The sequence below is a fragment of the Dactylosporangium roseum genome (assembly GCF_025264685.1).
Taxonomy (GTDB): Bacteria; Actinomycetota; Actinomycetes; order Mycobacteriales; family Micromonosporaceae; genus Dactylosporangium; species Dactylosporangium roseum.
The window spans coordinates 1,057,538-1,084,053 of the sequence record NZ_CP073721.1 but is presented as its reverse complement, the minus strand read 5'-3'; the positions used below and the strand labels follow the sequence as shown (position 1 = coordinate 1,084,053).

General features: G+C 70.8%; 24 protein-coding genes and 1 tRNA gene. 11 read left to right on the top strand and 14 right to left on the bottom strand.

Annotation, left to right across the window (positions count from 1 at the left end):
* Window positions 1-134: 134 nt before the first annotated feature.
* Window positions 135-587, bottom strand: coding sequence for a WhiB family transcriptional regulator (locus tag Drose_RS05250; RefSeq protein ID WP_313899998.1), 453 nt, complete (start codon window positions 585-587; stop codon window positions 135-137).
* 166 nt (window positions 588-753) lie between these two features.
* Window positions 754-1,473, bottom strand: a complete 720-nt coding sequence (locus Drose_RS05245; RefSeq protein ID WP_260727033.1) for an SOS response-associated peptidase — start codon at window positions 1,471-1,473, stop codon at window positions 754-756.
* Window positions 1,474-1,559: 86 nt separating this feature from the next.
* On the opposite strand from Drose_RS05245, the gene aroA reads away from it, so the two are divergent.
* Together aroA and rsgA are read left to right on the top strand one after the other, a co-directional pair.
* Window positions 1,560-2,855 (top strand): 3-phosphoshikimate 1-carboxyvinyltransferase, encoded by a 1,296-nt coding sequence (gene aroA / locus Drose_RS05240; RefSeq protein ID WP_260727032.1) that lies wholly within the window; start codon window positions 1,560-1,562, stop codon window positions 2,853-2,855.
* On the top strand, window positions 2,804-3,874 hold the full coding sequence (gene rsgA, locus Drose_RS05235; RefSeq protein ID WP_260727031.1) for a ribosome small subunit-dependent GTPase A: 1,071 nt from the start codon (window positions 2,804-2,806) through the stop codon (window positions 3,872-3,874). Before aroA ends, rsgA begins: the two co-directional genes overlap by 52 nt.
* Here rsgA and Drose_RS05230 read toward each other — a convergent pair.
* Window positions 3,851-4,393 carry a DUF2087 domain-containing protein gene (locus Drose_RS05230; protein WP_260727030.1) on the bottom strand — a complete coding sequence of 181 codons (543 nt, stop codon included), beginning with the start codon at window positions 4,391-4,393 and terminating at the stop codon, window positions 3,851-3,853. The genes rsgA and Drose_RS05230 overlap by 24 nt on opposite strands.
* 52 nt (window positions 4,394-4,445) lie before the next feature.
* Here Drose_RS05230 and hisN point away from each other — a divergent pair, with 52 nt between their 5' ends.
* The 4 genes from hisN to fabG all read left to right on the top strand — a co-directional run bounded on the left by hisN (window position 4,446) and on the right by fabG (window position 8,227).
* A complete protein-coding gene (gene hisN / locus Drose_RS05225) occupies window positions 4,446-5,264 on the top strand; it encodes a histidinol-phosphatase (protein ID WP_260727029.1) in 819 nt (272 codons plus the stop codon).
* Window positions 5,265-5,346: 82 nt separating this feature from the next.
* Window positions 5,347-6,219 (top strand): hypothetical protein, encoded by an 873-nt coding sequence (locus Drose_RS05220; protein WP_260729618.1) that lies wholly within the window; start codon window positions 5,347-5,349, stop codon window positions 6,217-6,219.
* 104 nt (window positions 6,220-6,323) lie between these two features.
* On the top strand, window positions 6,324-7,490 hold the full coding sequence (locus Drose_RS05215) for a thiolase family protein (protein ID WP_260727028.1): 1,167 nt from the start codon (window positions 6,324-6,326) through the stop codon (window positions 7,488-7,490).
* A complete protein-coding gene (fabG, locus tag Drose_RS05210) occupies window positions 7,487-8,227 on the top strand; it encodes a 3-oxoacyl-ACP reductase FabG (RefSeq protein WP_390891327.1) in 741 nt (246 codons plus the stop codon). The genes Drose_RS05215 and fabG overlap by 4 nt, the downstream gene beginning before the upstream one ends.
* Here the strand turns inward: fabG and Drose_RS05205 are convergent, their stop codons facing one another.
* Together Drose_RS05205 and Drose_RS05200 are read right to left on the bottom strand one after the other, a co-directional pair.
* Entirely contained in the window at window positions 8,228-10,729 is a 2,502-nt protein-coding gene (locus Drose_RS05205; RefSeq protein WP_260727026.1) for an Hsp70 family protein, read from the bottom strand.
* Window positions 10,730-10,751: 22 nt separating this feature from the next.
* Window positions 10,752-11,387 (bottom strand): Dps family protein, encoded by a 636-nt coding sequence (locus tag Drose_RS05200; RefSeq protein ID WP_260727025.1) that lies wholly within the window; start codon window positions 11,385-11,387, stop codon window positions 10,752-10,754.
* A 77-nt stretch (window positions 11,388-11,464) separates the two neighbouring features.
* Here Drose_RS05200 and Drose_RS05195 point away from each other — a divergent pair, with 77 nt between their 5' ends.
* Window positions 11,465-12,310, top strand: coding sequence for a hypothetical protein (locus tag Drose_RS05195; RefSeq protein ID WP_260727024.1), 846 nt, complete (start codon window positions 11,465-11,467; stop codon window positions 12,308-12,310).
* Window positions 12,311-12,855: 545 nt separating this feature from the next.
* Here the strand turns inward: Drose_RS05195 and Drose_RS05190 are convergent.
* From Drose_RS05190 to Drose_RS05170, 5 genes are all read right to left on the bottom strand, one after another.
* A complete protein-coding gene (locus Drose_RS05190; RefSeq protein WP_260727023.1) occupies window positions 12,856-13,413 on the bottom strand; it encodes a Uma2 family endonuclease in 558 nt (185 codons plus the stop codon).
* Window positions 13,414-13,838: 425 nt separating this feature from the next.
* Complete coding sequence (locus tag Drose_RS05185) at window positions 13,839-14,321, bottom strand: hypothetical protein (RefSeq protein WP_260727022.1); 483 nt, start codon at window positions 14,319-14,321, stop codon at window positions 13,839-13,841.
* Between the two features lie 250 nt (window positions 14,322-14,571).
* A tRNA-Met gene (locus tag Drose_RS05180) sits at window positions 14,572-14,645 on the bottom strand.
* Between the two features lie 135 nt (window positions 14,646-14,780).
* Window positions 14,781-17,759 carry a UPF0182 family membrane protein gene (locus Drose_RS05175; RefSeq protein WP_390891326.1) on the bottom strand — a complete coding sequence of 993 codons (2,979 nt, stop codon included), beginning with the start codon at window positions 17,757-17,759 and terminating at the stop codon, window positions 14,781-14,783.
* A gap of 61 nt (window positions 17,760-17,820) precedes the next feature.
* Entirely contained in the window at window positions 17,821-18,855 is a 1,035-nt protein-coding gene (locus tag Drose_RS05170; RefSeq protein WP_260727021.1) for a YlbL family protein, read from the bottom strand.
* Between the two features lie 56 nt (window positions 18,856-18,911).
* Between Drose_RS05170 and Drose_RS05165 the strand changes: the two genes are divergently transcribed.
* Entirely contained in the window at window positions 18,912-20,261 is a 1,350-nt protein-coding gene (locus Drose_RS05165) for a zinc-dependent metalloprotease (protein ID WP_260727020.1), read from the top strand.
* Here Drose_RS05165 and Drose_RS05160 read toward each other — a convergent pair.
* Both Drose_RS05160 and Drose_RS05155 read right to left on the bottom strand, forming a co-directional pair.
* On the bottom strand, window positions 20,254-20,844 hold the full coding sequence (locus Drose_RS05160) for a hypothetical protein (RefSeq protein WP_260727019.1): 591 nt from the start codon (window positions 20,842-20,844) through the stop codon (window positions 20,254-20,256). The genes Drose_RS05165 and Drose_RS05160 overlap by 8 nt on opposite strands.
* Window positions 20,841-21,365: a M48 metallopeptidase family protein gene (locus Drose_RS05155; RefSeq protein ID WP_260727018.1), complete on the bottom strand. Its 525-nt coding sequence runs from the start codon at window positions 21,363-21,365 to the stop codon at window positions 20,841-20,843. The genes Drose_RS05160 and Drose_RS05155 overlap by 4 nt, the downstream gene beginning before the upstream one ends.
* A 373-nt stretch (window positions 21,366-21,738) precedes the next feature.
* Between Drose_RS05155 and Drose_RS05150 the strand changes: the two genes are divergently transcribed.
* The 3 genes from Drose_RS05150 (at window position 21,739) to Drose_RS05140 (ending at window position 25,136) form a co-directional block, all read left to right on the top strand.
* Window positions 21,739-21,894: a DUF5679 domain-containing protein gene (locus tag Drose_RS05150; RefSeq protein WP_425516560.1), complete on the top strand. Its 156-nt coding sequence runs from the start codon at window positions 21,739-21,741 to the stop codon at window positions 21,892-21,894.
* Window positions 21,895-22,643: 749 nt separating this feature from the next.
* Window positions 22,644-23,714 (top strand): TOMM precursor leader peptide-binding protein, encoded by a 1,071-nt coding sequence (locus Drose_RS05145; protein ID WP_260727017.1) that lies wholly within the window; start codon window positions 22,644-22,646, stop codon window positions 23,712-23,714.
* A 9-nt stretch (window positions 23,715-23,723) separates the two neighbouring features.
* A complete protein-coding gene (locus tag Drose_RS05140; RefSeq protein ID WP_260727016.1) occupies window positions 23,724-25,136 on the top strand; it encodes an ABC1 kinase family protein in 1,413 nt (470 codons plus the stop codon).
* A gap of 319 nt (window positions 25,137-25,455) precedes the next feature.
* Here Drose_RS05140 and Drose_RS05135 read toward each other — a convergent pair whose 3' ends face one another.
* Window positions 25,456-25,839 (bottom strand): WhiB family transcriptional regulator, encoded by a 384-nt coding sequence (locus tag Drose_RS05135; protein WP_313899997.1) that lies wholly within the window; start codon window positions 25,837-25,839, stop codon window positions 25,456-25,458.
* A 116-nt stretch (window positions 25,840-25,955) separates the two neighbouring features.
* Window positions 25,956-26,429: a hypothetical protein gene (locus tag Drose_RS05130; RefSeq protein ID WP_260727015.1), complete on the bottom strand. Its 474-nt coding sequence runs from the start codon at window positions 26,427-26,429 to the stop codon at window positions 25,956-25,958.
* Window positions 26,430-26,516: the final 87 nt, after the last annotated feature.

Below are 26,516 nucleotides of genomic sequence, written 5' to 3'. Positions count from 1 at the left end.
AACGGGCGACAAGCCGCCCGCCCGACCGGCGTCCGGCAGGGGCCTGCCGGACGAGGACACGGCCGCAGGAGCCGACGCCGATGGCGGCGTGCGGTCATGCCGACCCGCCGGAGCCGGGTGGCTCGGCGGGTCGCTCAGGTGGTGCCGACGCCCACCGGGTCCGGGTGGTCGACCGTCCGACGAGGCCGTGGAATCGGTAACAGTGGCAGGCAGGCCACCGCGCCGAGTCGCCTGTCCGGACCGGTCGCCGGGCCGGACATCACCGCCGCCGGCACTTCGCTGCGCCATGCGACGAGCATCGCACGCCGCTCGCGCGGTGTTGTGGCTCCCCAGACACCGTGGCAGTCACCGACCTCGAGCGCCCAGGCGAGACACGCCCCCTGGACCTCGCAGGTGCGGCAGAGCGCGACGGCCGCGTCGGCCGGCTCGCTCGGCGCCGGAAAGAACGTCTCCGGATCCACCGTCTGACATGCGCCGCGAGTGCGCCAGGCACCGTCGCCCTGTTGCTCCTTGAAGGCTCGCAGCAGTCGCGGGTCTCGTCGAGCCGCCGCGACCTCGTGCGGGCGTGGCATCCGCGCCCGGGTCATACACCCACCTCCCCCGTGGGTCAAACGAATGCAAGGCGGGTGAATGTCTGGATGCCCCCTCCGACATAGACCCACCGGCGCTGTGTTGTATCGCACAATCGACCGTAAATACAAGAGTTTTCACGCGAATCCGCAAAAGCTGCCGGACTTTATCTGGACTTTCCGCCTAAAAAAGGGTCAGATCGACCGGCTTGACATCACTCGATCGCAGCGGCGGGGCGGCCACCCGGTCGAGCAATCCAGGCCCGTCGTTGCGCACGTCGCCCACCCGGGCCCCTACGGGACGTAGCTCCAGCCTTGCCACGTGCGACGACGGGGTCGGCTCGAGCAACGCGGCGTCGGCCGGGCCGGACAGCCACGACTCCCAGCGCTCCCGCGGCAGCAGCAGCGGCATGCGCTCGTGGACCAGCGCCAGATCGTCGACGGCCGGGGCCGTGACGATGCCGCACGTGAGCAACCGGCCCTCGCCCTGCCCCCACACCGTCCAGATCCCGGCGAACACACACGGCTCGTCCGCCCCGAGCGTCATGAAATAGGCCTGCTTGTCCTTGCCCGCACCACGCACCCATTCGAACCAGCCGTCGGCCGGGACCAGGCAGCGCCGCCGGGCGAAGGACCGCGCGAACGCGTTGGACGTCGCGACCGTCTCGGCCCGGGCGTTGATCATGCGGGCGCCGACCTTCGGGTCCTTCGCCCACGCCGGCACCAGTCCCCAGCGGGCCTCGCTGAGGACCCGGCCGCCGGCCGAGGCCGACACGCGCACGACGGGGACCTGGTCGGTCGGGGCCACGTTGTAGTCCGGCTCCAGCCCGTCGGTCTCGTCGGCCGCCTCGAACAGCGCACTCAGGTCGACGTTGCTGCGACTGGTCGCGTACCTCCCACACATGCCGCCACCGTACCGACCCCCACCGACAAAACGCGGAGCCAATCACTGCTGTCGCTACAGCCCGAACCGGCCCGCACACTGAACGCGTGTCATACGTCAGCGCCCATCTGCCCTGGACGGCACCGACGGCAAGCGGGCCGATCCGGGCCGTGATCCGCCTGCCCGGATCGAAGTCGATGACGGCGCGGGCGCTCGTGCTCGCCGCGCTCTCCGTCGGTGCCAGCACACTGCGGGCCCCGCTGCGGGCGCGGGACACCGAGCTGATGGCGGGCGGGCTGCGGGCCATGGGCACCCACGTGTCCACGGTCGACGACAACCTCTGGCTGCTGCGGTCGCGTCCACTCAGGGGACCGGCCCGGATCGACGTCGGGACGGCGGGCACGGTCATGCGGTTCCTGCCGGCGGTCGCCGGACTGGCCGACGGGGAGGTGACGTTCGACGGGGACCCGCGGCTTCGCAGCCGGCCGATGGCGCCGCTCGTTGGCGCACTGCGCGCGCTCGGGGTGCGGATCGACGCGACCGGCGACGCCCTGCCGATGACGGTCCGCGGCGTCGGGCGCGTCAGAGGTGGCGCGGTGACCATCGACGCCTCCGCGTCGAGCCAGCTCGTGTCCGGCCTGCTCCTCGCCGCGACGGAGTTCGACCGCGGGGTGGTGGTGCGGCACGCCGGCCCGCCCGTACCGAAGCCGCACATCGCCCTGACGGTGCACATGCTGCGCGCCGCCGGGGCCGGCGTGGACGACAGCCGGCCGGACGTGTGGGTTGTCGAGCCCGGGCGGCTGACCGGGCGGGCGTGGGACATCGAGCCGGACCTGTCGGGTGCGGTCCCGTTCCTGGCCGCGGCCATGGTCACCGGCGGTGCCGTGACGATCGAGGGGTGGCCGCCTGCCACCGGTCAGCCGGCCGGCCACCTGCTGGGGCTGCTGCGGCGGATGGGCGGGAAACCGGCGCTCACGCCCCACGGGCTGGTGATGCGCGGCTCAGGCGGCGTGCACGGACTGACCGCCGATCTGTCCGGCGTCGCCGAGGCCGCCCCGGTGCTGGCCGCCCTTGCGGCGGTCGCCGACGCGCCGTCCCACCTCTACGGCGTCGGGCTCGGCCCGGACCGGATCGCCGGGCTGGTCACCGGGCTGACCGCCCTGGGCGCCGACGTGACCGGCGACGCCGGTGGGCTGCGGATCCGGCCGCGGCCGCTGCGCGGCGCGACGTTCCGCACCCGCGACGACCACGGGCTCGCGCACGCCGCCGCGGTCATCGGGCTCACCGTCGGCGACGTGCGGCTCGACGACGTGGCATGTACCGCGAAAACGCTGCCGGACTTTCCCCGGCTATGGTCGACCATGGTGCGGGGCGGCAACGGTGGCACTGGAGGGACCGACTGAGGCGAAAGCGCGAATACGACGAGGACGACGTCCGGATCCGGCCGGGCCGTTCCTCGCGCCCGCGCACGCGCCAGCGGCCGAAGCACAGCGATGCCGTCGAGGGGTTCGTGGTCGCGGTCGACCGCGGGAGGTACACCTGCCACATCGCCGGTGCCGGGAGCACCGTCACCGCCATGCGCGCCCGCGAGCTCGGCCGCCACGGGGTGGTGGTCGGCGACCAGGTGCAGATCGTCGGTGACGTCAGCGGCCGGCCGGACACGCTCGCCCGGATCGTCCGCATCGACGAGCGGAAGTCGGTGCTGATGCGGACGGCCGACGACGAGGAAGGCGGCATCGAGGGCCGGTTCGAGCGGGTCGTCGTCGCCAACGCCGAGCAGCTCGTCATCGTCAGCTCCCTGCGAGATCCACCGCCGCGGACCGGGTTCATCGACCGGTGCCTGGTGGCGGCGTACGATGCGGAGATCGAGCCGCTGCTGTGCCTGACCAAGGGCGATCTCGCCGGGCCGGAAGAGGTCCTGGACTATTACGCCGCGCTGGACCTGCCCTACGTGCTGACCCGCCCCGACCGGCCGCTCGACGACCTCGTCGCGGAGCTGCGCGGCCGGGCCTCCGTCATGATCGGGCACTCCGGCGTGGGCAAGTCGACGCTGGTCAACCGGCTGGTGCCGGGGACGGATCGGGCGGTCGGCTCGGTCAGCGCGATCGGCAAGGGCCGCCACACGTCGACGAGCGCCCTGGCCCTCCGGCTGCCGGGCGACCTGGGCTGGATCATCGACACCCCGGGCATCCGGTCGTTCGGGCTCGCGCACGTGTCGGCGGACAGCCTCCTGCACGGCTTCCCAGACCTGGTGGAGGCGTCGACGCGCTGCCCGCCGAACTGCGACCACACCGGCGCGGGCGGCGACTGCGGCCTGGACAAGCTGATCGCGGAGGGCGGCGCCGACCCGCGACGCCTGGAGTCGTTCCGGCGGCTGCTCGCGTCGAAGGAGGGAACCCTAGACGTCGACAGCGCCCCCTGAGCGCCAGTAGACATTGTCGGCGCGACTCAGGAGGCCGGTGTCCACGAGATAGCGGCGCAGGGCGGCGTAGTCGTCGAACCAGGCGCGCAGGACGGCGTCGACCTCGCGCTCCGGATACCGCACGCCGGGCTCGAACGACGCGGCGATGTGCTCCAGCACCACCAGCCGCTTGCCGTGCGCGGCCGGCATCCGCGCGAGCCGCCCGTCGACGATGAACGTGCGGAGGACCTGGTCGCGCTGGCGGTCCGGGTCCAGCCGCTCCGCCGGTGGGGCCTGGGCGGCCTCGGACCGTACGGAATCCTTGAAAGCCGCGACGAGGGGCACGAGCGTGCCGTCGGCGACGTCCAGGAGACCGCCCTGCTGGAGCCGGCGGATCGCACCCTCCACGGTCCGGGACGACAGGCCGGACGCCTCCTCGACCGTGCTGGGAGAACGGGCACCGAGCACCACGGCCGCGAACACGCGGAGCCGGGCTTCTTCGGCCAGCAGGCCGCACAGCGCGGTAGGGGACGGAGTCACAAACGGCGACAGTACTGCCATCGGGTGGCGATCGTCGGCTAAGTTTCCGCGCATGGCGCGCTACGCGGACGATCTGGCCCTCGCTCATCTTCTCGCCGACACCGCGGACGCGATCGCCGTCCCGCGCTTCCGCGCGCAGGATCTGCACGTCACCGCCAAGCCGGACCTGACCCCGGTCACGGACGCCGACACCTCGGTCGAAAAGGCGCTGCGGGCCACACTCGCTCGGGCCCGCCCGCGCGACGGCGTGCTCGGCGAGGAGTACGGCGCGACCGAGGCCGCCGCCGGGCCGGGCAGCCGCCAGTGGGTCATCGACCCGATCGACGGCACCAAGAACTACGTCCGCGGCGTGCCCATCTGGGCGACGCTGATCGCGCTGGTGGAGGGCGACCAGCCGGTCGTCGGCCTGGTGTCGGCGCCGGCGCTCGGGCGGCGCTGGTGGGGCGCGATCGGCCACGGGGCGTATGCTGGCCGGCACACCGCCGCGGCGACGCCGATCCGGGCCAGTGGCGTGCGGCGGCTCGCCGACGCGTCGTTCTGCTACTCGTCGCTGCGCGGCTGGGAGGAGGCCGGCCGGCTCAACAGCATGCTGGACCTCATGCGCCGCACGTGGCGCCAGCGGGCGTACGGCGACTTCTACGGCTACATGCTGCTCGCCGAGGGCGCGGTCGACATCATGGTCGAGCCGGAGCTGTCGCTGTGGGACCTGGCGGCGCTGGTGCCGATCGTCACCGAGGCCGGCGGCACGTTCACCGACCTCCAGGGAAACCCGGGTCCGGGCGGTGGCAGCGCCATTGCGACCAACGGCCACCTGCACGAAGACGTGCTCACCCGGTTAGGGAGCAGCAGATTGTCCGACTTGTCCGGCTGAACCGAAAGGTCCGTATGCCCTGCCCTCCGGGGCGGTCTATCCTCCTCGGGTGGCATCTTGGAGTTGGCTGTTCCTCGGCGCGATGATCGCCGCCTATGGCGTGGCCAACCTGCTCCAGTCCGTGGCCGCCGCCCGCACCGACCTGCACCAGGGCTTCCATCCGATGCTGCTGTTGCGCCTGGGCCGCCACAAGTCGTACCTGGTGGGTGTCGCCTGTCAGTTCAGCGGCTTCGCACTGGCCTTCTTCGCCCGGCGAGACCTGCCGCTCTTCCTTGTGCAGTCCGCCATGGCCGCGGGACTCGGCGTCACCACCCTGCTGGGTGTGCTGATCCTCAAGTGGCGCCTGCCCAGGACCGAGATCGCGCTGCTCCTGACCCTCACCGTCGGCATCGCCGCGCTGGTGCTGGCCGCCAAACCGGCACCGTCGCGCCAACTCGGCGCGAGCGGCGTGCTGGGCCTGGTCCTGGTGCTCGTCGTGCTGGGCGTGGTGGGGTTCTTCGCCGTCCGGCTGCACGGCGCACCCGGATCCGTGGTGCTCGGGTCGCTCTCGGGCGTGGCGTTCGGCGCCGCGGCGGTCGCGTCCCGGCCCCTCGCCTCGGCGAGCTCATTCACCGAATTCGTCACGGATCCGCTGTCGTACCTCCTGGTCGCCCATTCGCTGGTCGGCCAACTGCTCTTGGGCCTGGCGATGCAGCGCGGCTCGACGACCGCCGCGGTCGCCGCCATGGACGCCGCCGGCGCCGCGCCCGCCGCGCTGATCGGCCTGCTGGTGCTCGGTGACGGCGTCTGGCCGGGCCGTGAGTGGCTGGTGGGGCTGGGGTTCGTGGTGACCCTGGGCAGCGTGCTCGGGCTGAGCTTCTACGCCGAGCCGCAGCACCACCACCAGGTCAAACCGGAGCCGGCCCACCGGATGCCGAAACACCTCGAGCCGATGCACGCCAGTCACCGTCAGTAGGTCGGAGGTGTCGCCGCCGAGGCGTGCCGGCCGGCGCGCGTTCTGGCGCAACCCGCCGCCGCGCCGCTCGATCTCATGATCAACTAACGGTGTTAGTTTGGCGCATGCGAACCGTGTACTTTGCCGCTGCCCGGCGGACGGCGATCGGGAGGTTGCGCGGGGTTCTCTCACACGTGCGGCCCGACGACCTCGCGGCCGCCGTCGTCAAGGATCTCGTAGAGCGAACCGCCATCGATCCGGCCACCGTCGACGAGATCTACTGGGGAGCCGCCAACCAGGCCGGCGAGGACAACCGGAACGTGGCCCGCATGGCGGTGCACCTCGCGGGGCTGCCCGAGACCGTGCCCGGCGCCACCGTCAACCGGCTGTGCGCCTCCGGCATGGAGGCGGTGACGATCGCCGCCCGTACCGTCGCATCGGGTGAGGCCGAGATCGTCATCGCCGGCGGATCGGAGTCCATGAGCCGCGCACCGTTCGTGCTGCCGCGCCCGGAGGACGGGTTGCCCAACAGCATGAGCATCGCCGACACCCGGCTCGGCTGGCGGCTGGTCAACCCGCGCATGCACGAGCTGCACGGCCTGCTCAGCATGGGCGAGACCGCCGAGGAGGTCGCCGCGCGCTACCACGTCGACCGGGCACGGCAGGACGCGTTCGCGCTGCGCAGCCACCAGAAGGCCGCGGCGGCCCGGGACGGCGGGCACTTCGCCGACGAGATCGTCGTCGTCGACGGGGTGACCGCCGACGAGGGCATCCGCCACGACACCAGCCTCGAGAAGCTCGCCAAGCTCAAGCCGGCCTTCCGCACGGACGGCACGGTCACGGCCGGCAACTCCTCGCCGCTCAACGACGGCGCGGCCGGGCTGGTGCTGATGAGCGAGGACGCACTGCGCAGGAGCGGCCTGGAGCCCCTCGGCCGCTACGTCGCCGGCGCGTCGGCGGGTGTGCACCCCGACGTCATGGGCATCGGGCCGGTCCCCGCCACCCGCAAGGTGCTCGACCGCGCCGGCTGGAAGCTCGGCGACGTGCGGCAGGCGGAGCTCAACGAGGCGTTCGCGGCGCAGGCGCTCGCCGTCGTCGACCAGCTCGGCATCGACCCCGAGATCGTCAACCCGGACGGCGGCGCGATCGCGATCGGGCACCCGCTGGGCTGCTCCGGCGCCCGTATCCTGACAACGCTGCTGCACCGAATGCGGCGGACCGGGGACACGCGAGGGCTGGCGACGATGTGTGTCGGTGTGGGTCAGGGTTCAGCGGTACTGGTGGAGAGGTGAGCCACGTGCGATTCGCAGGCAGGACAGCCGTCGTCACCGGCGGCGCGCAGGGCATCGGCGCGGCGACCGCCCGGCTGCTCGGCGAGCAGGGCGCCACGGTGGTCGTGCTCGACCTCGACGAGAGCCGGGCACAGAAGGTGGCCGGCGAGATCCCCGGCGCGGCCGGCCACGGCTGCGACGTGACCGACAAGGAGCAGGTCGACGCCGTGTTCGAGCGGATCGGCCGGATCGACGTCCTCGTCAACAACGCCGGCATCACCCGCGACAACCTGCTGTTCAAGATGCCGTTCGACGAGTGGAACGCGGTCCTCACCACCAACCTGACCAGCATGTTCCTCTGCTGCCAAGCGGCGCAGAAGGTGATGGTCCCGGCGCGGTACGGCCGGATCGTCAACCTCAGCAGCCGCTCCGCGCTCGGCGCCCGGGGCCAGGCGAACTACGCGGCCGCGAAGGCGGGCGTGCAGGGGTTCACCGCGACGCTCGCGATCGAGCTGGGCCCGTACAACATCACCGTCAACGCCGTCGCGCCCGGCTACATCGCGACGCCGATGACCGCGGCCACGGCCGAGCGCGTCGGCAGCACACCTGAGGAGCACCAGGCGCAGATCGCCGAGCGCACGCCGCTGCGGCGGGTCGGACAGCCCGAAGAGGTCGCGGCCGTCATCGCGTTCCTGGCGAGCGACGAGGCCTCGTACGTCTCCGGGCAGACCCTCTACGTCAACGGCGGCGCGCGCTGATCACTTGAGGACGACGTCGACCTCGGCCACGTCGGCCGCGGTCCGTGTCTTGTCGTGCACGTCGACGAGGCGCAACTTGTACGTGCCGGGCGCGTCCGCCTTCACCTGGAAGCCCAGGTCGGTGGCGGGCGCGACCTTGGTGTTGTAGAGCGCCTCGTTCGGCGCGACCGTGGGCCCCACCTCGGTCCCGTCCGGCTGGCCCAGGCGGAAGTTGTCGCCGCCGACGTAGTGACTGCTGTTGCCGGCGTACTGGATGTCGACCTTGCACGTCAGCGCGCGGTAGCCCTTCTTCGCCTGCCCGTTGTAGTCGAAGAACCCGCCGCGCAGGTCGCAGGTGGTGAAGGTGACGGTCAGGTCGTGGACGCTGACCTTCTTGTCCTTGAGGACGTTGACCGGCTCGTACGCGACGACCTCACCCCCGGCCAGCGGGATCTTCGCCTGCGCCTCGTCACCGTCGCCGATGATGAACTCGCCGCTCGCGATGCTGCCCTTGAGCTGGTCGTAGATCGGGAAGTCGACGTGGTAGTCGCTCTTCTGACCGGCCGCGACGGTCGTGTTCTCCCGGAACGAGCCGGTGAACTGCTGGCCGCCGACGTTGAAGATCATGCTGATGTAGGGCGTCTGGTCCTTCTCACCGAGGTTCTCCACCCGTACCTCGGTGAAGAGCTTGTGGTCCTCGGCCTCGAAGTCGTAGGTCAGCTTGCCGAAGCTGACCTTGTACTGCCCGTACCAGACCGTCTTGCCGACGTCGACGGTCTGCTGCGCCGCGCCGGGCTTGGCGTCCTTGGTGCTGGCGGCGCCGGCCTGGGTGCCGCCGCCCGTGCCGGCCTCCCGGTTGGCGCCGCCGGTTCGCCGGGTGTTCGGCGAGTTGTCGCTGACGGCGTTCCAGGCGGCGACGCCGCCGACGCCGAGGAGCAGCACGCAGACCGCGACGATGCCGACGAGCAGGGCGAGCTTGCCACCGGAGCCGCCACCGGGGCGTTGTTGCCGCGGGAGGCCGGGCGCACCCGGGGCACCGAACATGGCGGTCTGGTTGGGGCCCGGTCCCGGTGGTGCCGAGCTGCCCCACGCCGAAGGCGAGGACGACGCGGCGACCGGAGACGCCATCAGCCCCGTCCCGGACACGGGTGGCGGCGCCCCCATCGGACCGGCGGCCGGCGACACCGGCGACACCGGCGACACACCCGGGGCCGGCATCGAGACCGGGGCCACCGGGCCGACCCCCGGGCCGCCGGGGCCGGAGACGGGCACGGGGCCCATGCCCGGCCCGGAGATCGGCGCGACCGGAGGTACACCCCCTGGCATCGCACCGGGCGGGCCGGCGATCACCGGCGGGCGCGGCCCGGCGGGCGGACCCGCGGGGAACGCGCCAGGCCGGCTCGGCATGGCGGCCAGCACGCTGCCGAGCGCGACCACCAGCTCGGGCTGCTCGATCAGGGTCGGCGCCACCCCGAGCCGCTGGTGCAGCAGCGTGCTGACCAGCGGGATCCGGCTGGAACCGCCGACCAGGAACAGCCCGCCGATCTGGTCCGGCCGCACGCCGGCCCGCTGGAGGGTGCTCACGGTGAGGTCGACGGTCCGCTCCAGGTACGACCGGGCGAGCTGCTCGAACTCCGACCGCGTGAGGTGGACGTCGATGTCGAACAGCGGCACGTGGATGCCCGCCGACGAGGTGCGCGAGAGCTGTTCCTTGGCCTGGCGCACGTCCTCGCGCAGCAGCAGGCTCCGGCGCCGGGCCGCCTCGTCGCCCGGCTCGACGAGCTGCCGCCAGCGGTCGCCGTCCGACAGCGCTTCCCCGGGCCGGTCGACGCCCGCGGCGCTCGACCTCGACGTCAGCGACCGGCCGAGATGGTTGACGATCGCCGCGTCGAGGTCGATGCCGCCGACGTCGGGCAGGCCGTCACTGGCCAGCACGTCCCAGCCGCCGTCGGGGCGGCGGCGCAGCACCGTCGTGTCGAAGGTGCCGCCGCCGAAGTCGTACACGACGAGCACGCCGCCCGGGGCGATGTCGCGCCCGAGGACGGAGGTGAAGTAGGCGGCCGCCGCGATCGGCTCGGGCACCAGGATCGGCGCCGGCATGCCGGCCCGGGCCGCAGCGTCGGCGAGCACCGAGCGGCGGTGTGTCGCCCAGTTCGCCGGGTAGGTCAGCACGGAGCGCACGGGCATGATGCCCAGGACCCGGGACGCCTCGTCGGCGGTGCGCCGCAGCAGGGCCGCGAGCAGGCCGGAGACCGCGTACTCACGTGAGCCGAGCAGCACTGTGCCGTCGTCGACACGGCGCTTCGGGTTGGGTTCGAACCGGCTGGGATCGAGCCGGGCGCTGCGCTCGGCGTCCTTGCCGACGAGCAGGTGCCCGTCGACCTCCGCATAGATCGACGATGGCAGCAGGAAGCTGGCGTCGAACAGCAGCGGCTGGCTGCGACCGTCGGCGGCGGTCAGCGCGGCGACCGTGTGCGTGGTGCCCAGGTCGACGCCCAACTGCGACTCGTTGTGCCTCGTCACGCCGACACGGTAGCGCCTCTCATCAACGCTTGGCGCCGGCCCCGGCCACGGCTCTCACTTCGTCCACGGTGTGCACCAGCGGCGTGTCGACCAGATGCTCCGCGAGGAACCACGCCTCCAGTTCGCCGGTGCGAATGATGTCGGAGACCAGCAGGTCGTTCGAGCCGTCGTCCCCCATCTCGGCCACGCGCACGGCGGCGTCGTGCGCCTCCGTCAGTACGATCTCATGGGCCTCCAGCAGCCGGGACAGCATCGCCGGCACCTCCTCGGCCCCGTCGGGCGGCCGCGGCACGCGGGTCAGCTCGACGACGTGACGGGGGTCGCCCACCGCGATGCCGCCCAACGTCTGCACCCGCTCGGCCAGCTTGTCGATGAGTTCCAACTGCTCACCGGCGTGCTTGTCGAGCAGCAGGTGCAACTGGTAGAAGGTCGGCCCGCGCATGAGCCAGTGGTGCTTCTTGTACAGCGAGTACAAGATCTGGCTGTCGGCGAGCACCTGGTTGAGTCGCTCGCAAGAATAGGCCCGAGCGTCCATGGAGAGCGCGATCGGAAACTGCCGCACCGTTCCGAAGCGCTGGATCTCGTGGCCGCGCTGGTGCAGCCACGGCTGGCTCTCGTCGGCCACCGGCCCGGTGGCTTTCTTCTTGTTGGCTGGCATGGAGGCGGCACTTCCCGCTCTTCGCCGATTCAACCCTGTGCGGGAACCGACTTCGGCGTCACCGCGTCAGACCGGGCATGAAGTCGCTGCGCCTGTTGATCGCCGCCGCCCTCCTCGCCGCCGGCGGCTGCGCGGACGGGTCCTCCCCGTCAGAGCCGGCCGCCTCGTTCGCGCCCGGCGAGGTGGTGCTGCAGGTGAGCGTCGGCGGCGGGTTCGTGCCCGTCGCCGTCGCGGTGACCGAGCTGCCGACCGTGAGCGTTTTCGGTGACGGGCGCGTGATCACCACCGGCCCCGTGCCGGCGATCTATCCCGGCCCCGCCCTGCCGAACGTGCAGGTCCAGCACATCAGCCAGGCCGACGTTGCGAAGCTGACCAAGCTGGCGGTCGACGCCGGCGTGGGCATGGACCGCGACCTCGGCATGCCCAATGTGGCCGACGCGCCCACCACGCAGATCACGGTCCGCACCGCCGCCGGGCTGCAGCGAACCTCGGCACCGGCGCTGGGCATCGGCTCCACCGAGGAGCTGAGCGAGCCGCAGCGGGCCGCCCGCGAGCAGTTGCAGCGCCTGGTGGAGGACCTGACCGACCTGCCGAAGACGCTGGGTGCGAGCGCGATCGACCGGCCGGCGGCCTACGTGCCCACGGCGCTGACCGTGGTCGCCGTGCCGTGGCAGCCGACGGACGACCCGATGCTCAAGGACCCGCCGGCGGTGGCCTGGCCGGGCCCCGCACTGCCCGGCGACCCGGTCGGTGACCACCCCGACGTGCGCTGCGTGACCGCCACCGGCGCCCAGGTGACCGAGATCCTGGCGGCGGCGAAATCGGCGAACGCCCGCACCCCGTGGACCGCGGGCGGCTCCTCGTGGAGCGTCTCGTTCCGTCCGCTGCTCCCCCACGAGTCGAGCTGCGCCGATCTCGGATAACCAATCCCGAGTCATTGCTCGGTCAGCGGGCGCCCGGGCAACTCCATGACTCCATGACTCCATGATCATGGGAAAGATCCGGCTATCGGGGCAGCCACATCTTTCCCATGATCATGAGATCTCAGCGACCCGGCAACGGATCGCCGCAACGCGCGCCGACCGCACACCTCCGACCCTCGCGCCCGAATGATCGGTCTTGCCCGGCCAAGCGCCGCGGCCGTTGAGGGGTGTGGGTGGAGCGAAGCTCCCCCACAGGGGAGCGAGCGAAGCGAGCGCGAGGAATACTACAAACCAAATGGCGAGAGGCCCCCGCCGCGAAGCAGGGGCCTCTCAGGTTTGTAGCGGGGACAGGATTTGAACCTGCGACCTCTGGGTTATGAGCAGTCGTTGAGCCGCCTCACACGACTCACCCGTCACATCAGGTGCCGCTCCATCTGCCGGAACGGCCGTCGACCGTCTCAGGCGTCCCGGTCCGTCGCCCCACGTCCCGCAGCGTCTTGGCTACACATCTGGCTACAGTCCGGCGCAACGCCGCAGCGGCACGATCAGCCGCTGATGTGGTCGGCCGGGACGGTCTGGAGCAACCAGGCCAGCGGCATCTTCGCCGTCACCTCATAGACGCCGTCCGCACCGAGCCGGTGCAGAGTCACCGTCTGCGCCGAGTCCCGCGCAACCGTCCAGTACTGCGGAATCCCTGCCATCGCATACTCCGACACCTTGGCGCCCTGATCGATCGCCTCAGAGCCCCGCGACACGATCTCGATGACGAGTACGAGATCGGCGACCGCCAGCCAGACGGCTCGTGGTTGCGGCCGCGACCAGACGGTGAGGTCCGGGATGCGCCCCCCGTCCCCGTCAGGACCAGGAATGCGGACGCCCACGACCTGCATGACCTGATCGAGCGGCCAACCCGCCGCGATCAACCAGGCCATCAGACGAGTGGCGATGACGGCATGCTCGCTGTCCGGAGGCGGCACGACGGAGAGGACTCCCTCGGGACTGGTCTCATACCGACGCCCGTGCGTGTCGGCGGAGATCATGGCGGCCAGATCATCGAGCGTGATGATGGCCGGCATGTGCCTGCCAACAGCCTCCGCGCTCATGCGGTGATGCTACCTCCCGTCCGGGAAGCGAGCACGAGCAACAACTAGGAACGCTGCCCGACCATCTGGCACGAAAAACGCCCCTGGGGGCGTTGCCTTTATGAGCACACCTTGACCCGTCTCACACGACTCACCCCGTTGCACGAGGTGCAGCTCGAGCTGCTGCGACGGGCGCCGGCCGGCTCAACGGTAGCGGTTCGGCAAGCCACGTGTCAGGGCGTCCTGGCTACGCCCAAGCCGCGGAAGCGCAACTTCCGGGTCACCCGCGTGCGGCGTCAACGGTTGGCCCGCGTAGCGATCACTAGCGCAACGCGTGAACTTGACGTCGGGCTCGGAGACCGGATTGATCCAGCACCGCATGGTGAGCAGCGCGGCCGATGCGGTGCGAGTGGATCTCCCGGCGCGATGTTCCCGTCGCCGCCGGGTTACGACGGTGGCCGGGCGATGACGGCGAGGGTCAGCACGATGGGAAACTCCTTGTCCATCTGCCCCAGGAGCAGACCCACGATACGGTCGCCGCGACGCCAGGCGGGGAACTGCTCACCGCTGGTGAACAGGGCGAGGTCATAGTCGAGCATCGAGACGCTGTCGTCGTTCGCCATCACCCGCTCCAATTCCGCCTGGAACGAGTACGGCTGCGGCGAACCCCACCTCGCCGCCAGCACGGCGGCAGCGCGCAGGCGCCGCTGCTCGAATTCGTCGTAGACGTCGTCATACAACTCGCCGATCGATCCGTCGTAGTCCGCGGGCGTCTCGTACAGACTCTCCTGCATCGCGATGGGCACGAAGTGGGCCTCCGGTCCACTCTGTGTCGAGCCATCGAGCGAGCTGCTGTCGTGGGCCGGCCCGTCGGGGAACGGCCGCGTGACCAATTCTTCGGCCAAGTCCGCGAGGGCGTCGTCGTTCATCGCCGGATGGTAATCGGCCCGGCAGTGCCCGATCAGCGGCATCGCTGCCGGCTCCGACCTGAGCTGGATTGGGACAGGCCGGGCCGGGCCACACGAGCGCCCCGAGGCCACCGACCACGCCGGCACTGTCGAGGAGGGTGTGGGTGGGGCGAAGCCCCACCAGGCGGGAGTGAGCGAAGCGAGCGCAAGAAAAGGCGGCTCATCAAACCTCGAAACGCCCCTCAGGTATCCTGAGGGGCGTTTCTCTTTGTAGCGGGGACAGGATTTGAACCTGCGACCTCTGGGTTATGAGCCCAGCGAGCTACCGAGCTGCTCCACCCCGCGTCGGCTTGTTCACATTAGCGCACGCTCGTCCCGACTTCCAAATCGCCGGGTGGTCACGTGCTGTGGATCACCCGAAGGCTGGGCCGAGGCCGGTGCGAGCGTGCGCACCGGCCTCGGCGGCCGATGTCCGAGTCGTCAGCCGGACGGGGCGACGCTCACCGTCGGCGAGGCACCGGGTGACCCCGAGACGCTCGGCGAGACGCTCGGTGAGGCGCTGGCCGACGGGGCCGCCCCGGCCGCCTTCACCGCCGCCTCGTACCGCGCGATCGCGTCCTGCAGGGCCTTGAGCGCCCGGCCGTACGCCTCGAAGTCGCCCGACTGCTGTGCGGCCTTGAGGTCGGCGATCGCCTTGTTCATGGCGGCGATCGCCTCCTGCACCTGTGGGGTGCTCGGCTGGTTGCCGGTCGGCGGGCTCGCCGGCTGGCCCGTGCTGCCGTCCGTCGACGGCACCGGCACCTGGCCGCTCACCTGTTTGACCAACTGTTCGAGGCCGGCGGTGAGGTTGTCGGCGTACGCCTTGTACTGCGGCCCGTACGCGACCAGCACCTTCTGCAGCGTCGGGAACGTCTTGTCGTTCTTCGTCCGCAGATAGATCGGCTCGACGTAGAGCATGCCGTTGCCGACGGGCAGCGACAGGAGGTTGCCGTAGATCACATCCGAGTTGCTCGACGTGAACTGGGTCAGGTCACGCCGGGCATCGGAGATACCGGTCATGACGCTGTGCATCTGGTTCGGGCCCTGGATGGCCGTGTTGGCCGGAAGCTCCAGCACCTCGAACTTCGGCTTGCCGTCGACGTACGACGCCGACATCAGCGCGGCCAGGTTGCCCCGCTTGCGCGGCGCCATTGCGGCCGTGAGCTGGAACCGCGCGCTCCCCTGGCCGGGCAGCTTCGCGACGATGTAGTACGGCGGCTGGTCGGCCGTCGAGTTCGCCGGGTCCTTCGGGACCTCCCAGAAGTCCTGACCGGAGAAGAAGCCCTCGGGCGTCGTGACGTGGAACCGGCTGAGCAGATCACGCTGGACCTTGAACTGGTCCTCCGGGTACCGCAGGTGGTTCATCAGGTCGGCCGAGATCGCCGAGCGCGGCTTGACCAGCTTGCCGCCGAAGGCCTTGTTCCAGGTTTTGAGGACCGGGTCGGACTCGTCGAAGGCGTAGAGGGCGACCTCGCCCGTGTACGCGTCGACCGTCGCCTTCACGGAGTTGCGCAGGTACGTCACGTCCTGGCGCGGTTCCGGGAACAGCCGGCCGCTGGTCGACGAGTCCTGGATCGCGGTGTTCCAGTTGATGCGCTGCGCGTACGGGTACGTCGCCGACGTGGTGTAGCCGTCGATGATCCATTGGATCTTGCCGTCGACGACCGCCGGGTAGGGGTCGCTGTCGAGGGTCAGGAACGGCGCGACCTTGCGCACGCGGGACTCCGGATCCCGCACGTACAGCACCTTGGAGTTGTCGTTGAGCACGCCGGACAGCAGGAAGTTGGTCTCGCGGAAGTACGCGGCGTAGAGCAGGCGCCGCCCGAAGGAGCCGACCTTCACGCCGCCGCTGCCGTCATACGTCGAGTACTGGTCCTCACCGGCGGTCTGCCGGTCGTATTCGGCGTTGCGGTCGTTGGCGCTGGCGCGCCCGACGACCGCGTAGGCGTCGCCCATCTGCTCGCCGTAGTAGATCCGCGGCTGCTTGACCGGGATGAGGTCGGTGTCCGACGCGCACTTCTGGCCGCCCTGGTCACCGGGCTTGTCCTGGTCGCTGAGGAAGCCGGAGACGTAGAAGGGCTGGCCGCTGCAGACCACCTCGTTGGCCGGCGCCGCCACGAAGCCGTAGCCGTGGGTGTAGACGCTGTGCCGGTTCTGCCAGTTGTTCTGCTGGAGCTGGTCGTAGCGGATCTCGCGGACGCCGACGACGTAGTCCTGGGTCTTGCCGCCGATGGTGTACCGGTCGATGTCGAGCTTCGGGTTGAACTCGTAGAAGCCGCGGACCTGTTGCTGCTGCGTATACGTCTCGCCGACCACGTTGGGGTCGAGGAGACGGATGTTGGTGACCGTTTCGTCCTTGGAGCTGGCGAGGTCGGCCGGCGGATTCTGGTTGTCCGCCGTGTAGTCCTTCATCTCGACCTCGTTGAGCCCGTACGCGTCGCGCGTCGCCTTGATGGCGCGCTCGAAGTAATCGGACTCCTTCTGCAACTGGCTCGGCTTGACCGTGAACGACTGCACCGCCGCCGGGTAGATGCCGCCGACCGCCACCGCGGACAGGGCGAGCAGCCCCAGCGCGAGGCCCGGCCATACCAGGTTTCGCATGAACGCGTTGGAGAACACGAGAATCGCGATCGCCACGACGATCGAGATCCACGCCAGGATCTCCTTGGCCGGCAAGAGGGCATTGACGTTGGTGTACCCCGCGCCGTAGAGCTCCTGCGTGGGGAACTTGTCGAGCAGCAGGCCCCGCCGGTCGAGGAAGTAGGCGGCGGCCTTCAGCAGCACGAACGCGGCGACCAGGCCGGTCAGGTGCGCCCGGGCGGCGGCGGTCATCCGCTCGCCGGCGCCCTGCAGGCGCACGCCGCCGAAGAGGTAGTGCAGTGCCAGCGCACCGAGCAGCGAGAAGACGACGGTCGTGAAGGCCACGCCGAGGAGATAGCGCCAGAAGGGGTACTCGAAGACGTAGAACGACAGGTCGACGTGGAACTGGTCGTCGGTCTTGTTGAACGGGGTGCTGTTGCTGAACAGCATCCACTCCTGCCAGTGCCCCTGGGCCGAGAGACCGGAGAACAGGGCGATGAGGGCGGCCACCAGGATGATCCAGCCGGTCATGTGCGGCAGGAGGAACAACCGGTACCGATCGAGCGCGTGCTGCTCCGCCGAGTGCGGCCGCAGCAGGGGGCGCGTGCGGTAGGCGAGGTAGAGGTTGCCGGCGATGACCAGCCCCACCGCCACCCCGAAGATCAGGAACATCCAGAGGCGTGTCGTGAGCACCCCGGAGAAGACCTGGGTGTATTTCACCTCGGAGAACCACAGGTAGTCGGCCCATGCCCCGACCACCCGGTCGAACACTGTGAACAGCAGGAAGACGACCACCAGCACGGCGATCGTGACTCGGCCACGCCGGCTCACCCTGGTCATCGGGTTCCGCATTACCACGGTCGACTCCGCCCGTTCGCGTATGGAAACTCGTCCAGCGTAGTCATCGACTACACAGCGTCGGCGTCTGACCGGCCCGGAGCGCCGTCAGCGCGTCCAGCGCCTGGTCCAGATTGTCCACTTTGACCAACGGAAGCCCGGGCTGCGCGTTGTCCACAGCCTCGGCGCAGTTGGCCGCAGGGGTCAGGAAGTACTTTGCCTTCGCGGCCTTCGCCGCGACGAGTTTCTGCGGGATGCCGCCGATCGGCCCGACCGTGCCGTCTTCGTCGATGGTGCCGGTGCCGGCGATGATCAGCCCGCCGGTCAGGTCCTCCTTCTCGACGGTGTCGATGATCCCGAGCGTGAACATCAGGCCGGCCGAGGGGCCGCCGATGCGGTCGAGCTGAATGCTCAGCTCGAACGGGTGGGGCTGCTTGGAGGTGACGGTCACACCGAGGCGGGGGTTGCCGTCGTCGCCCTTCTTGGTCGCGATGCCGACCTTGCGAGTCTCGCCGCCGCGGGTGAACTCGACCTCCCGTGGCGTGTCGGCCGGCTTGGCCCGGACCAGCTCGGTGAGCTTGTTGACCGACGTGACGGGTGTGCCGTCGATCGATTTGATGACGTCGTCCTTCATGAGCTGGCCCTGCGCGGGGAAGCCCTCGGTCACCTCGCTGACGGTCACCTGCACCGGGTAACCGAGCTTGCGCAGCGCGGCGGTCTCCGCCGAGGTCTGCGACTCCTGGAAGTCGCGCGCGTTGTCGTCGTCGACCTGCTGCTGGGTGCGGTTGGGCGGGTAGATGAGCTCGCGGGGCACCACGGCGTGGTCGTCCTGCCACCAGCCGACCATCGCGTCGAACAGCGTCAGTTGAGGCTGGACCGACACGGTGGTCATCCGTAGCTGACCCTTGGACTTCGTGGCCTCGACGCCGCTCACGTTGATGATCGGCTTGCCGCCGGGCTTGCCGGTGTCGGTGCCCAGGGTGTCGTACGTCGGACCGGGGCCCATCTCGACATACGGCACCTTGACCACGGTCGCCTGCCAGGACAGCACCAACAGCAGCAGCGCGCCGAACAACACGGTGATGCCACGACGTCTCATGGCGGCGAGCCTAGCGCTCCCGACCGACAAGACCCGGAAGCGAGTACCGTTGTGGAATGCCCGCAGACATCCCGTTCGGCTTCGGTCCGCCCGGCGGCGACGTGCCGGATCCCAATGATCCGCGCCAGATGCAGCAGTTCCTGAGCCAACTGCAGCAGTTGTTCGCCACGCCCGGCGGCGGCCCGGTCAACTGGGATCTGGCCCGCCAGTTGGCACAGGCCCACCTCACCGGCGGCGGCCCGGCCGCCGGCATGGCGCAGTTCCCGGTGGGTTTCGCGATGCCCGGCGCCCCGGTGCCGGCCGCCGAGGCGGACACTGACGTGGCAAAGCCCGTCGGCGACCCCGCGGTGACCGCGGTCGAGCGCACGGCGGTCATCGAGGCGCTGCGCATCGCCGACCTGTGGCTCGAGCCGGAGTCGGCGCTCCCCTCGGGCGTGCGCTCGACGTCCGCGTGGAGCCGCGGCGAGTGGCTCAACCAGACGCTGCCGGTCTGGAAGAAGCTGTGCGACCCGGTCGCGGCCCGCATGGTGTCCGCGATGACCGAGCTCGTGCCCGAGGAGATGCGCGCCCAGATGGGCCCGATGACCTCGATGGTGGCCTCCCTGGGTGGCGCGTTGCTCGGCGGGCAGCTCGGCACGGCGCTCGGCTCGCTCGCCGCCGAGGTGCTCTCCGCCGGCGACATCGGCCTCCCCCTCGGCCCCGCCGGCACGGCCGCGCTGGTCCCCGTCAACATCGCCGAATACGGCAAGGGTCTGGAGATCCCCGACGACCAGGTCCGGCTCTACGTCGCACTGCGCGAGGCGGCCCACCAGCGGCTGTTCGGACACGTGCCGTGGCTGCGCGGTCACGTCTTCGCGGCCGTCGAGGCGTATGCGGCCGGCATCCACGTCGACCGCGAGGCGATCGAGGAGGCGATGAGCCGGCTCGACCCGGCGACGCTCAGCAGCGACCCGCAGGAGCTGGTGCTCGAGGGCCTCTTCACGCCCGAGGACACGCCGCAGCAGCGGGCCGCGCTCGCCCGGCTGGAAACCGCCCTGGCACTCGTCGAGGGCTGGGTCTGCCACGTCGTCGACCGGGCCGCCGGTGACCGGCTGCCCGACGTGGTCCGGCTGTCGGAGGCCTTCCGTCGCCGCCGCGCGGCCGGCGGCCCCGCGGAGCAGACGTTCGCCGCGCTGGTCGGCCTCGAGTTGCGGCCGCGCCGCCTCCGTGAGGCCACCGCACTGTGGAGCGCGCTGGCCGAGCACCGGGGCATCAGCGGCCGTGACGCCCTCTGGGGCCACCCCGACCTGCTGCCCGACGAAGAGGCATTCGCCGACCCGGACATGTTCGCCCGAACGCAGCTAGACCTCGGCGATCTCGGGTTCAACGACGAGACCGGCCCGGACAAGCCGACCGACCCTAGCTGAGCAGCGAGCGCGTCGCCTCCCAGCCGTCGAGGCCGGGATCGAGGCGGCGCAGGTCGTCCGACCCGCGGAGACGGTGCCAGCCCGGCGCCGACACCACCGTCGTCGCCTCCGGTGCGGCCCGGCGGGCCGTCGCGACGTCGCCGGCCTCGGCATCCAGCTCGGGCAGCCACTCGGGCACCGGCAGCCGCGCGGCCGCGCCGAGCAACCCGCCGCCGTGGGCCGGCGCGACCGCCAGCGCGCGGGTCGATAGCGGGCGGATGAGCTTGCCGATCAGCATGGCGGGGAGGTCGGGCGCATCAGCCAGTACAACTGCCGCTCTGTCATGACCGTCGAGGGCGGCGGCGTGTAGGGCGGCCCGGATGGTGGGCGTCTCGACCTGGTAGATCCTCGTCGACGGCCAGGCGATCTTGGCCGCCAGTGGCAGGTCGGGCTCGGTCGCGGCGATCGCGGGCTGGATCTGTGGCAACGGAGCGAGCAGGTCGACCACGTCCTCGGCCAGGGCCGCGCGCCACGCCTCCGGGTCGACACCCGGAGGCGACCAGGTCACGGGGGCCAGGAGCGCGATGACCGCCGCCACCGTCATTCGGTGATCCCGAGACCGGCTGCCGCTGACACCCCCTCAAGATACCCCCGGGCCCGTTCGGACTTCGGGTAGCGGGCGACCAGCGCCCAGAACGCGCTGCTGTGGCTCGGGATCACCAGGTGCGACAGCTCATGCAGCAGGACGTAGTCGATGACCCAGTCGGGCATCTCCTGCACGCGGTGCGAGATGCGGATGGTACCGTCTGCCGGCGTGCAAGATCCCCAACGTCCGTTCTGGTTCTGCACCCAGCGAACGCTGGCCGGACGGGAGGCCGCCGGGTGGTCGGGCAGATAGCGGGCGGCCAGCCGCTGCGCGCGGGTGGTCAGCTCGGCGTCGGTGCGGCGGGCGCGCTGCTCACGGGCGGCGAGGCGCTCCAGCATGCGATCGACCCACTCGCGCTCCTCCGCACGGGAGAACTGCGCGGGGATCAGCACGACGACCCGCTCACCATCGCGATAGGCAGACACCGTGCGTCGGCGGCGCTTGCTGCGCCGCACCTCGATGACCGGCTTCCGTGTCATGCCGGCCCCATCCGGGTACCGCTCACGGAGGAACGCTAGCCGTAGGCGGCCATGCCTTCGCAAGGCCCAATCTCCCGGAGCAGGTCCGTAAGTCACCCTTTCGTGGGGTTCCGCCGGAAAGATTCCACCGGTCGTCGGGCCTGTCGACAGCCGCTCAGGGTATTTCATCCATGGCTACCCACAGGGTTACGCACACGGTTATCCCCAGGCTGTGCATAGTGTGTACCGTGCGGTTGCGGGAAGATCTTCCGATTACGCTCGGCGTGTCCCGTGTAACCGCACTTTCCCCGAGTGTCCGACAAGGCACACTCACCACGTTGGCCTAGCTGGTCAGCACCGGTGCGCGCCGCGTGCCGGACGAGATGAGGAGGGCATCGTGGCCGAGACCTACAACGGCTACTGCGTCAAGTGCAAGGAGAAGCGAGACTTCGAGGGCGAGATCGCGATCTCGAAGACCGGCATGAAGATGGCCAAGGGCGCCTGCCCGGTCTGCGGCACGACGGTCAACCGGATCCTCGGCAAGGCCTGACACGCACTCAGCGGCTTCGGGGGGAGGCTGGCCGGCGTTCACCGGCCCAGCCAGCTCTGCCCGGCCGGGCAGGGTTCAGGGGTTGTGCGGCCGTCTTGGTTTGCGGGCTCGGCACTGTCGGCGGGTTCCTGGTGGCCCGGTGTGGCCGCGTGGACTGCCCGTGGGGGAACAACGGGGGCCGAACCGGGGACGGCAGTTCGCCGGATCACGGCACTCCGGCTCGGGCCACGACGGCAGCCGGTGGTTCATCGCCTCGCAACGCGAGCCGCGGCCGCCTGGCGCGGTGACCAGCCGACCGTGGCCCACTTTCCGCCTCGGCGGTGACGCCGTGCGCTGCCAGGTCGCCGACCGGCCTGATCAGGGCCCAGCAGTGCGAACGGCCCGTTGCGTCAAAGGCCACTCCGGCCCGGCAGTGACGACTATCACAGGCGTGTCCAGCTCGCCCATGGTTCGTCTGAGGGGGGCCGCTCCGTTCCCGTGCAACGGCGCGGCCAACCCGGCCCCCGAGCCCGACAGCAGCGTGTCCAACCCGGCTTCCGAGCCGGACAGCGACGCCGGCCAACCCGGCCCGACACGGACAGCGGCGGAAGTAGGCCGCACCAAAACGCAACCCGGCCCGCACGTTCTGCGACTTTTACACGGTTCGTTGTGGATAACTTGGTGAACAACTGTGGATAACCCCGGCCAGCAGTGGACAGACCTGTGGACAACCAGCCGGGCAAGGGCCGCCTTCTGGCAGGCTCGCCGCCATGCGACCGACGCTGCTGCCCAACCTGCGACGCCTCTGGCGCGACGAGCACACGGTCCAGCTCGGCACCGATCCGGCCACCGCGGTCATCCTCGAGTTCCGTCAGCCCGAGCTGGCACGCGTCCTCGACCTGCTCGACGGCTCGCACACCGAGCGGGCCCTGCGCACCGCGGCAGGAGCGCTCGGGCTGGACGAGCGTGACGTGTTCGACCTCGTTCACACCCTGGGGGCGGCCGGCCTCGTCGTGGGTGCGCACGCACTCGTCCCCGCCGGTCTTCCCGCGAAGGCGCACCGTCTCCTCAGCGTCGAGGCGGCGGCCATCGGACTCCGGCTGCGCGCCCAGCCCGGCGGCAACGCAAGACGCAGTCCGGCCGACGTGCTGCGGCGGCGGCACGCGGCCAAGGTCGTCGTCGCCGGTGACGGGCCGCTGGTAGCCCCGCTGGCGGCCGTGCTCGCCGCGGCCGGGGTCGGACATGTGGACCCGGCCGTCGATGGCATCACGGCCGCGCCAGACGTGCTGGTCGGCGGGCTGAGCAGCGACGACGTCGACTGTTCGCGGGCGATCGCCACCGCCACGGCGATCATCCGGTTCGCGCCGAACGCCGAGGTCTCGACGGTGCGGGCCGATGCCGTCGACTTCGTCGTGCGCGTCGGCGACCGCCAGCCGTCGGCCCTGGCGAAACGGGGTGTCCGACTCAGCACGCTCCCACGGCTCGACGTAACCGTGCGCCTCGGCACCGTCCTGGTGGGCCCGCTGGTCCGGCCGGCCGGCTCGCCCTGCCGGCGCTGCCTCGACCTGCACCGGCGCGATCGAGACCCGGCGTGGCCCGTGCTCGCCGCGCAGCTCGCCACGACGCCGGTCCGCGACGGGGAGCCATGTGCCTCGACGACCGCCCTCGCCGGGGCCGCGTTCGCCGCCGACGAGGTGCTGGCGTTCCTGGACGGGACCGCCCCGCGCACCGAGGCGGCGATCGTGGAAATTCCGCGTGCGGGCGAGTTTCGGCGCCGAGAATGGGCGCCGCATCCACGCTGTGACTGCCGTCGCCGTCGTCGGATCGCCTCGACCGGGTAAGAATGACTTGTGACCGAGATCCCTAGGGGCGCAGTCGCCCGCACCGCACGGCTGGCGTCACTCCCCCTGGGGCTCGCCGGCCGCGCCGCGCTCGGCATCGGCAAGCGCGTCACCGGCATGGCCGCCGACGTGGTTTCCGCCGATGTCCAGCGCCGCACCGCCGAGCATCTCTTCAGCGTGCTCGGGCAGCTCAAGGGCGGTGCCATGAAGATGGGGCAGGCGCTGTCCGTCTTCGAGGCAGCCCTGCCGGAGGAGCTCGCGGGGCCATATCGAGCCGCGCTGACCAAGTTGCAGGAGGCCGCACCGCCGCTGCCCGCCGCCAGCGTCCACAAGGTCCTGGCCGAGTCGCTCGGCAAGGACTGGCGCGACCTGTTCTCCGAGTTCGACGACAAGCCGGCCGCCGCGGCGAGCATCGGCCAGGTCCACCGCGCCTTGTGGGCCGACGGCCGGCCGGTGGCGGTCAAGGTGCAATACCCGGGCGCGGGCGACGCCCTGCGCGCGGACCTCAACCAGATGGCCCGCTTCGCCGGGTTGTTCAAGGCCATCCAGCCCGGCCTCGACGTGAAGCCGCTCGTCCAGGAGATCCGCGACCGGGTCACCGAGGAGCTCGACTACGAGCTGGAGGCCCGCTCGCAGTCCGCCTTCGCGGCGGCGTTCGCCGGCGATCCCGACATCTTCGTGCCCGAGGTGCTCAGCTCGTCACCGCGGGTGCTGGTGACGGAGTGGGTCGACGGCACGCCGCTGTCGACGATCATCGCCTCGGGCACCGAGGAGGAGCGGGACCACGCCGGCGGGCTGATGGCGCTGCTGCACTTCTCCGCGCCGGCGCGGGCCGAGCTGCTGCACGCCGACCCGCATCCGGGAAACTTCCGCGTGCTGCCTGACGGCAGGCTCGGCGTCCTCGACTTCGGTGCGGTCGCACGGCTGCCCGGTGGGCACCCGGAGATCATCGGCCGGCTGACCCGGCTGGCGCTGTCCGGCGACGCCCAAGGGGTGCTGGCGGGCCTGCAAGGCGAGGGCTTCCTGAAGAACGACGGCGACATCGACGCCGAGGCGGTGCTGGCCTACATCAGGCCGATGCTGGATCCGATCGCCGAGCCGGAGTTCCGCTTCACGCGGGCCTGGCTGCGGGCCGAGGCGGGCCGGCTGGCCAACCCGAAGAGCCCGGCCTATGCGTTGAGTCGTCAGCTCAACCTCCCACCGTCGTACATGCTGACCCACCGCGTCACGCTCGGCTCGATCGGCGTGCTGTGCCAATTGGAGGCGAAGGCGGAGTACCGCGCGATCATCGAGCGCTGGTTGCCGGGCTTCGCCGAGCCGGGCACCGAGCCCGAGCCGACGAAGAAGATCGCCACGGTGGCGAAGCCGCCGAAGCAGCCGAAGCGGCCGCGGCGGCGCAAGACCGCCGACGACGCAGCCTGACGACGGAGCTGCGGAAGGGCGGGCCCTCCCCAGACCGGGGAAGGGCCCGCCGTGTCGGAGGAGCCGAAATCAGTGTCGGCTCAGCAGACGCTCCTGCTCGCGCCGGGCGCGCATGGCGATCTGACGGGCGGACGGGTAAGCCTCAGCGTGCTGTACAGCCTGAGGCCGACGCATTCGCGCGCGTGACAGTGCTTCATGGAGAAGTTGCAAGGACATGACGATGCTCCTGGGTCGGTTGGTGCGAAGGTCGGTGTGACGGAGCCGGGTCGGCCGCGTGTTCCGCAGACCTCGGCTGGCTGGCAACAGATGTGCGTTCATGTCAGGCCGCCACTCCCGCGGTCACGGCCGCGGTACGAGCAGCAACTTCGACCCGAAGGACGGCGTCGCGCGCGACGTCCTCCTTGCGCGGACGACCCCGCGGACGCTTCCGCGGGACCACGGCGCCGCGCTCGAAGATCTCGCCACCCCAGACGCCCCAGGGCTCGGCGCGCTCGATCGCGCCGGCAAGGCACTCGGCACGGAGCGGGCATTCCACGCAGAGCGACTTGGCCAGCTCGAGCTCGGCCGGCGAGTCGGCGAACCACAGGTCCGGGTCGAAGGTGCGGCACGGCAGGTCGGACTTGACGCCTCGCGCAGCGACGCGAAGACGCTCGTCCGAGGCCGACTCGACACGCACGTCGATCGATGCCAAGGCCAGGCTCATCCCGGTCACCCCTTTCTGTTTGTCGATCGTTTGGTGTGATCGTCGGTGCAAATGAATGAGGCCGCGGATCCCGGTGTCGGGTTCCGCGGCCTCGAGGTGAGCCGGAGACGGTCTTTTTAGACCGGCCTGCCTCGAGGTGGTATGCCGCGGACTCCGCCATTGGGCTTCGGAGCCGTCATGTCATGCTTGGCGGTGAATCCACTGGTCCCCTGAACCTGGATCCCACGCCCGCCGAGCTGAGCCGGCACCTGCGAATCCGCAGCACCGCGCTCCGCGTCGACCATGTCGCCGCCGCCTAGTCCGTCGATCCGAACCGCCCTGTCGCCCCGGACCGACCCGGTAGCCAGCGCCGCGACGGACGCCGACGGAACCAGGGCGGAGACGGGAACAACGGAGGCGACGGCCGGGACCGAGGCCTGAACCGGGACGACCGCCGCAACCGTGGTCCGCTCGACGGCGATGCCGCCAAGGGCAGACTCGTGCCACGGAGCCGGGACCGACGGCGGCGCGAGATGGCACACCGACGCGGTCAACGACGGGCAGACAGCAAGCAGCGCCGATTGACGCTCTCTGGTCAGATAGAGCTTCACCGGTGCCACCTTCTTTCTGCGCTAGTCACGTGTCGACGGCCGGTCCTCCGGCGTCGTGTTCGCAGGCTATGCCGTCCCTCGACGGTA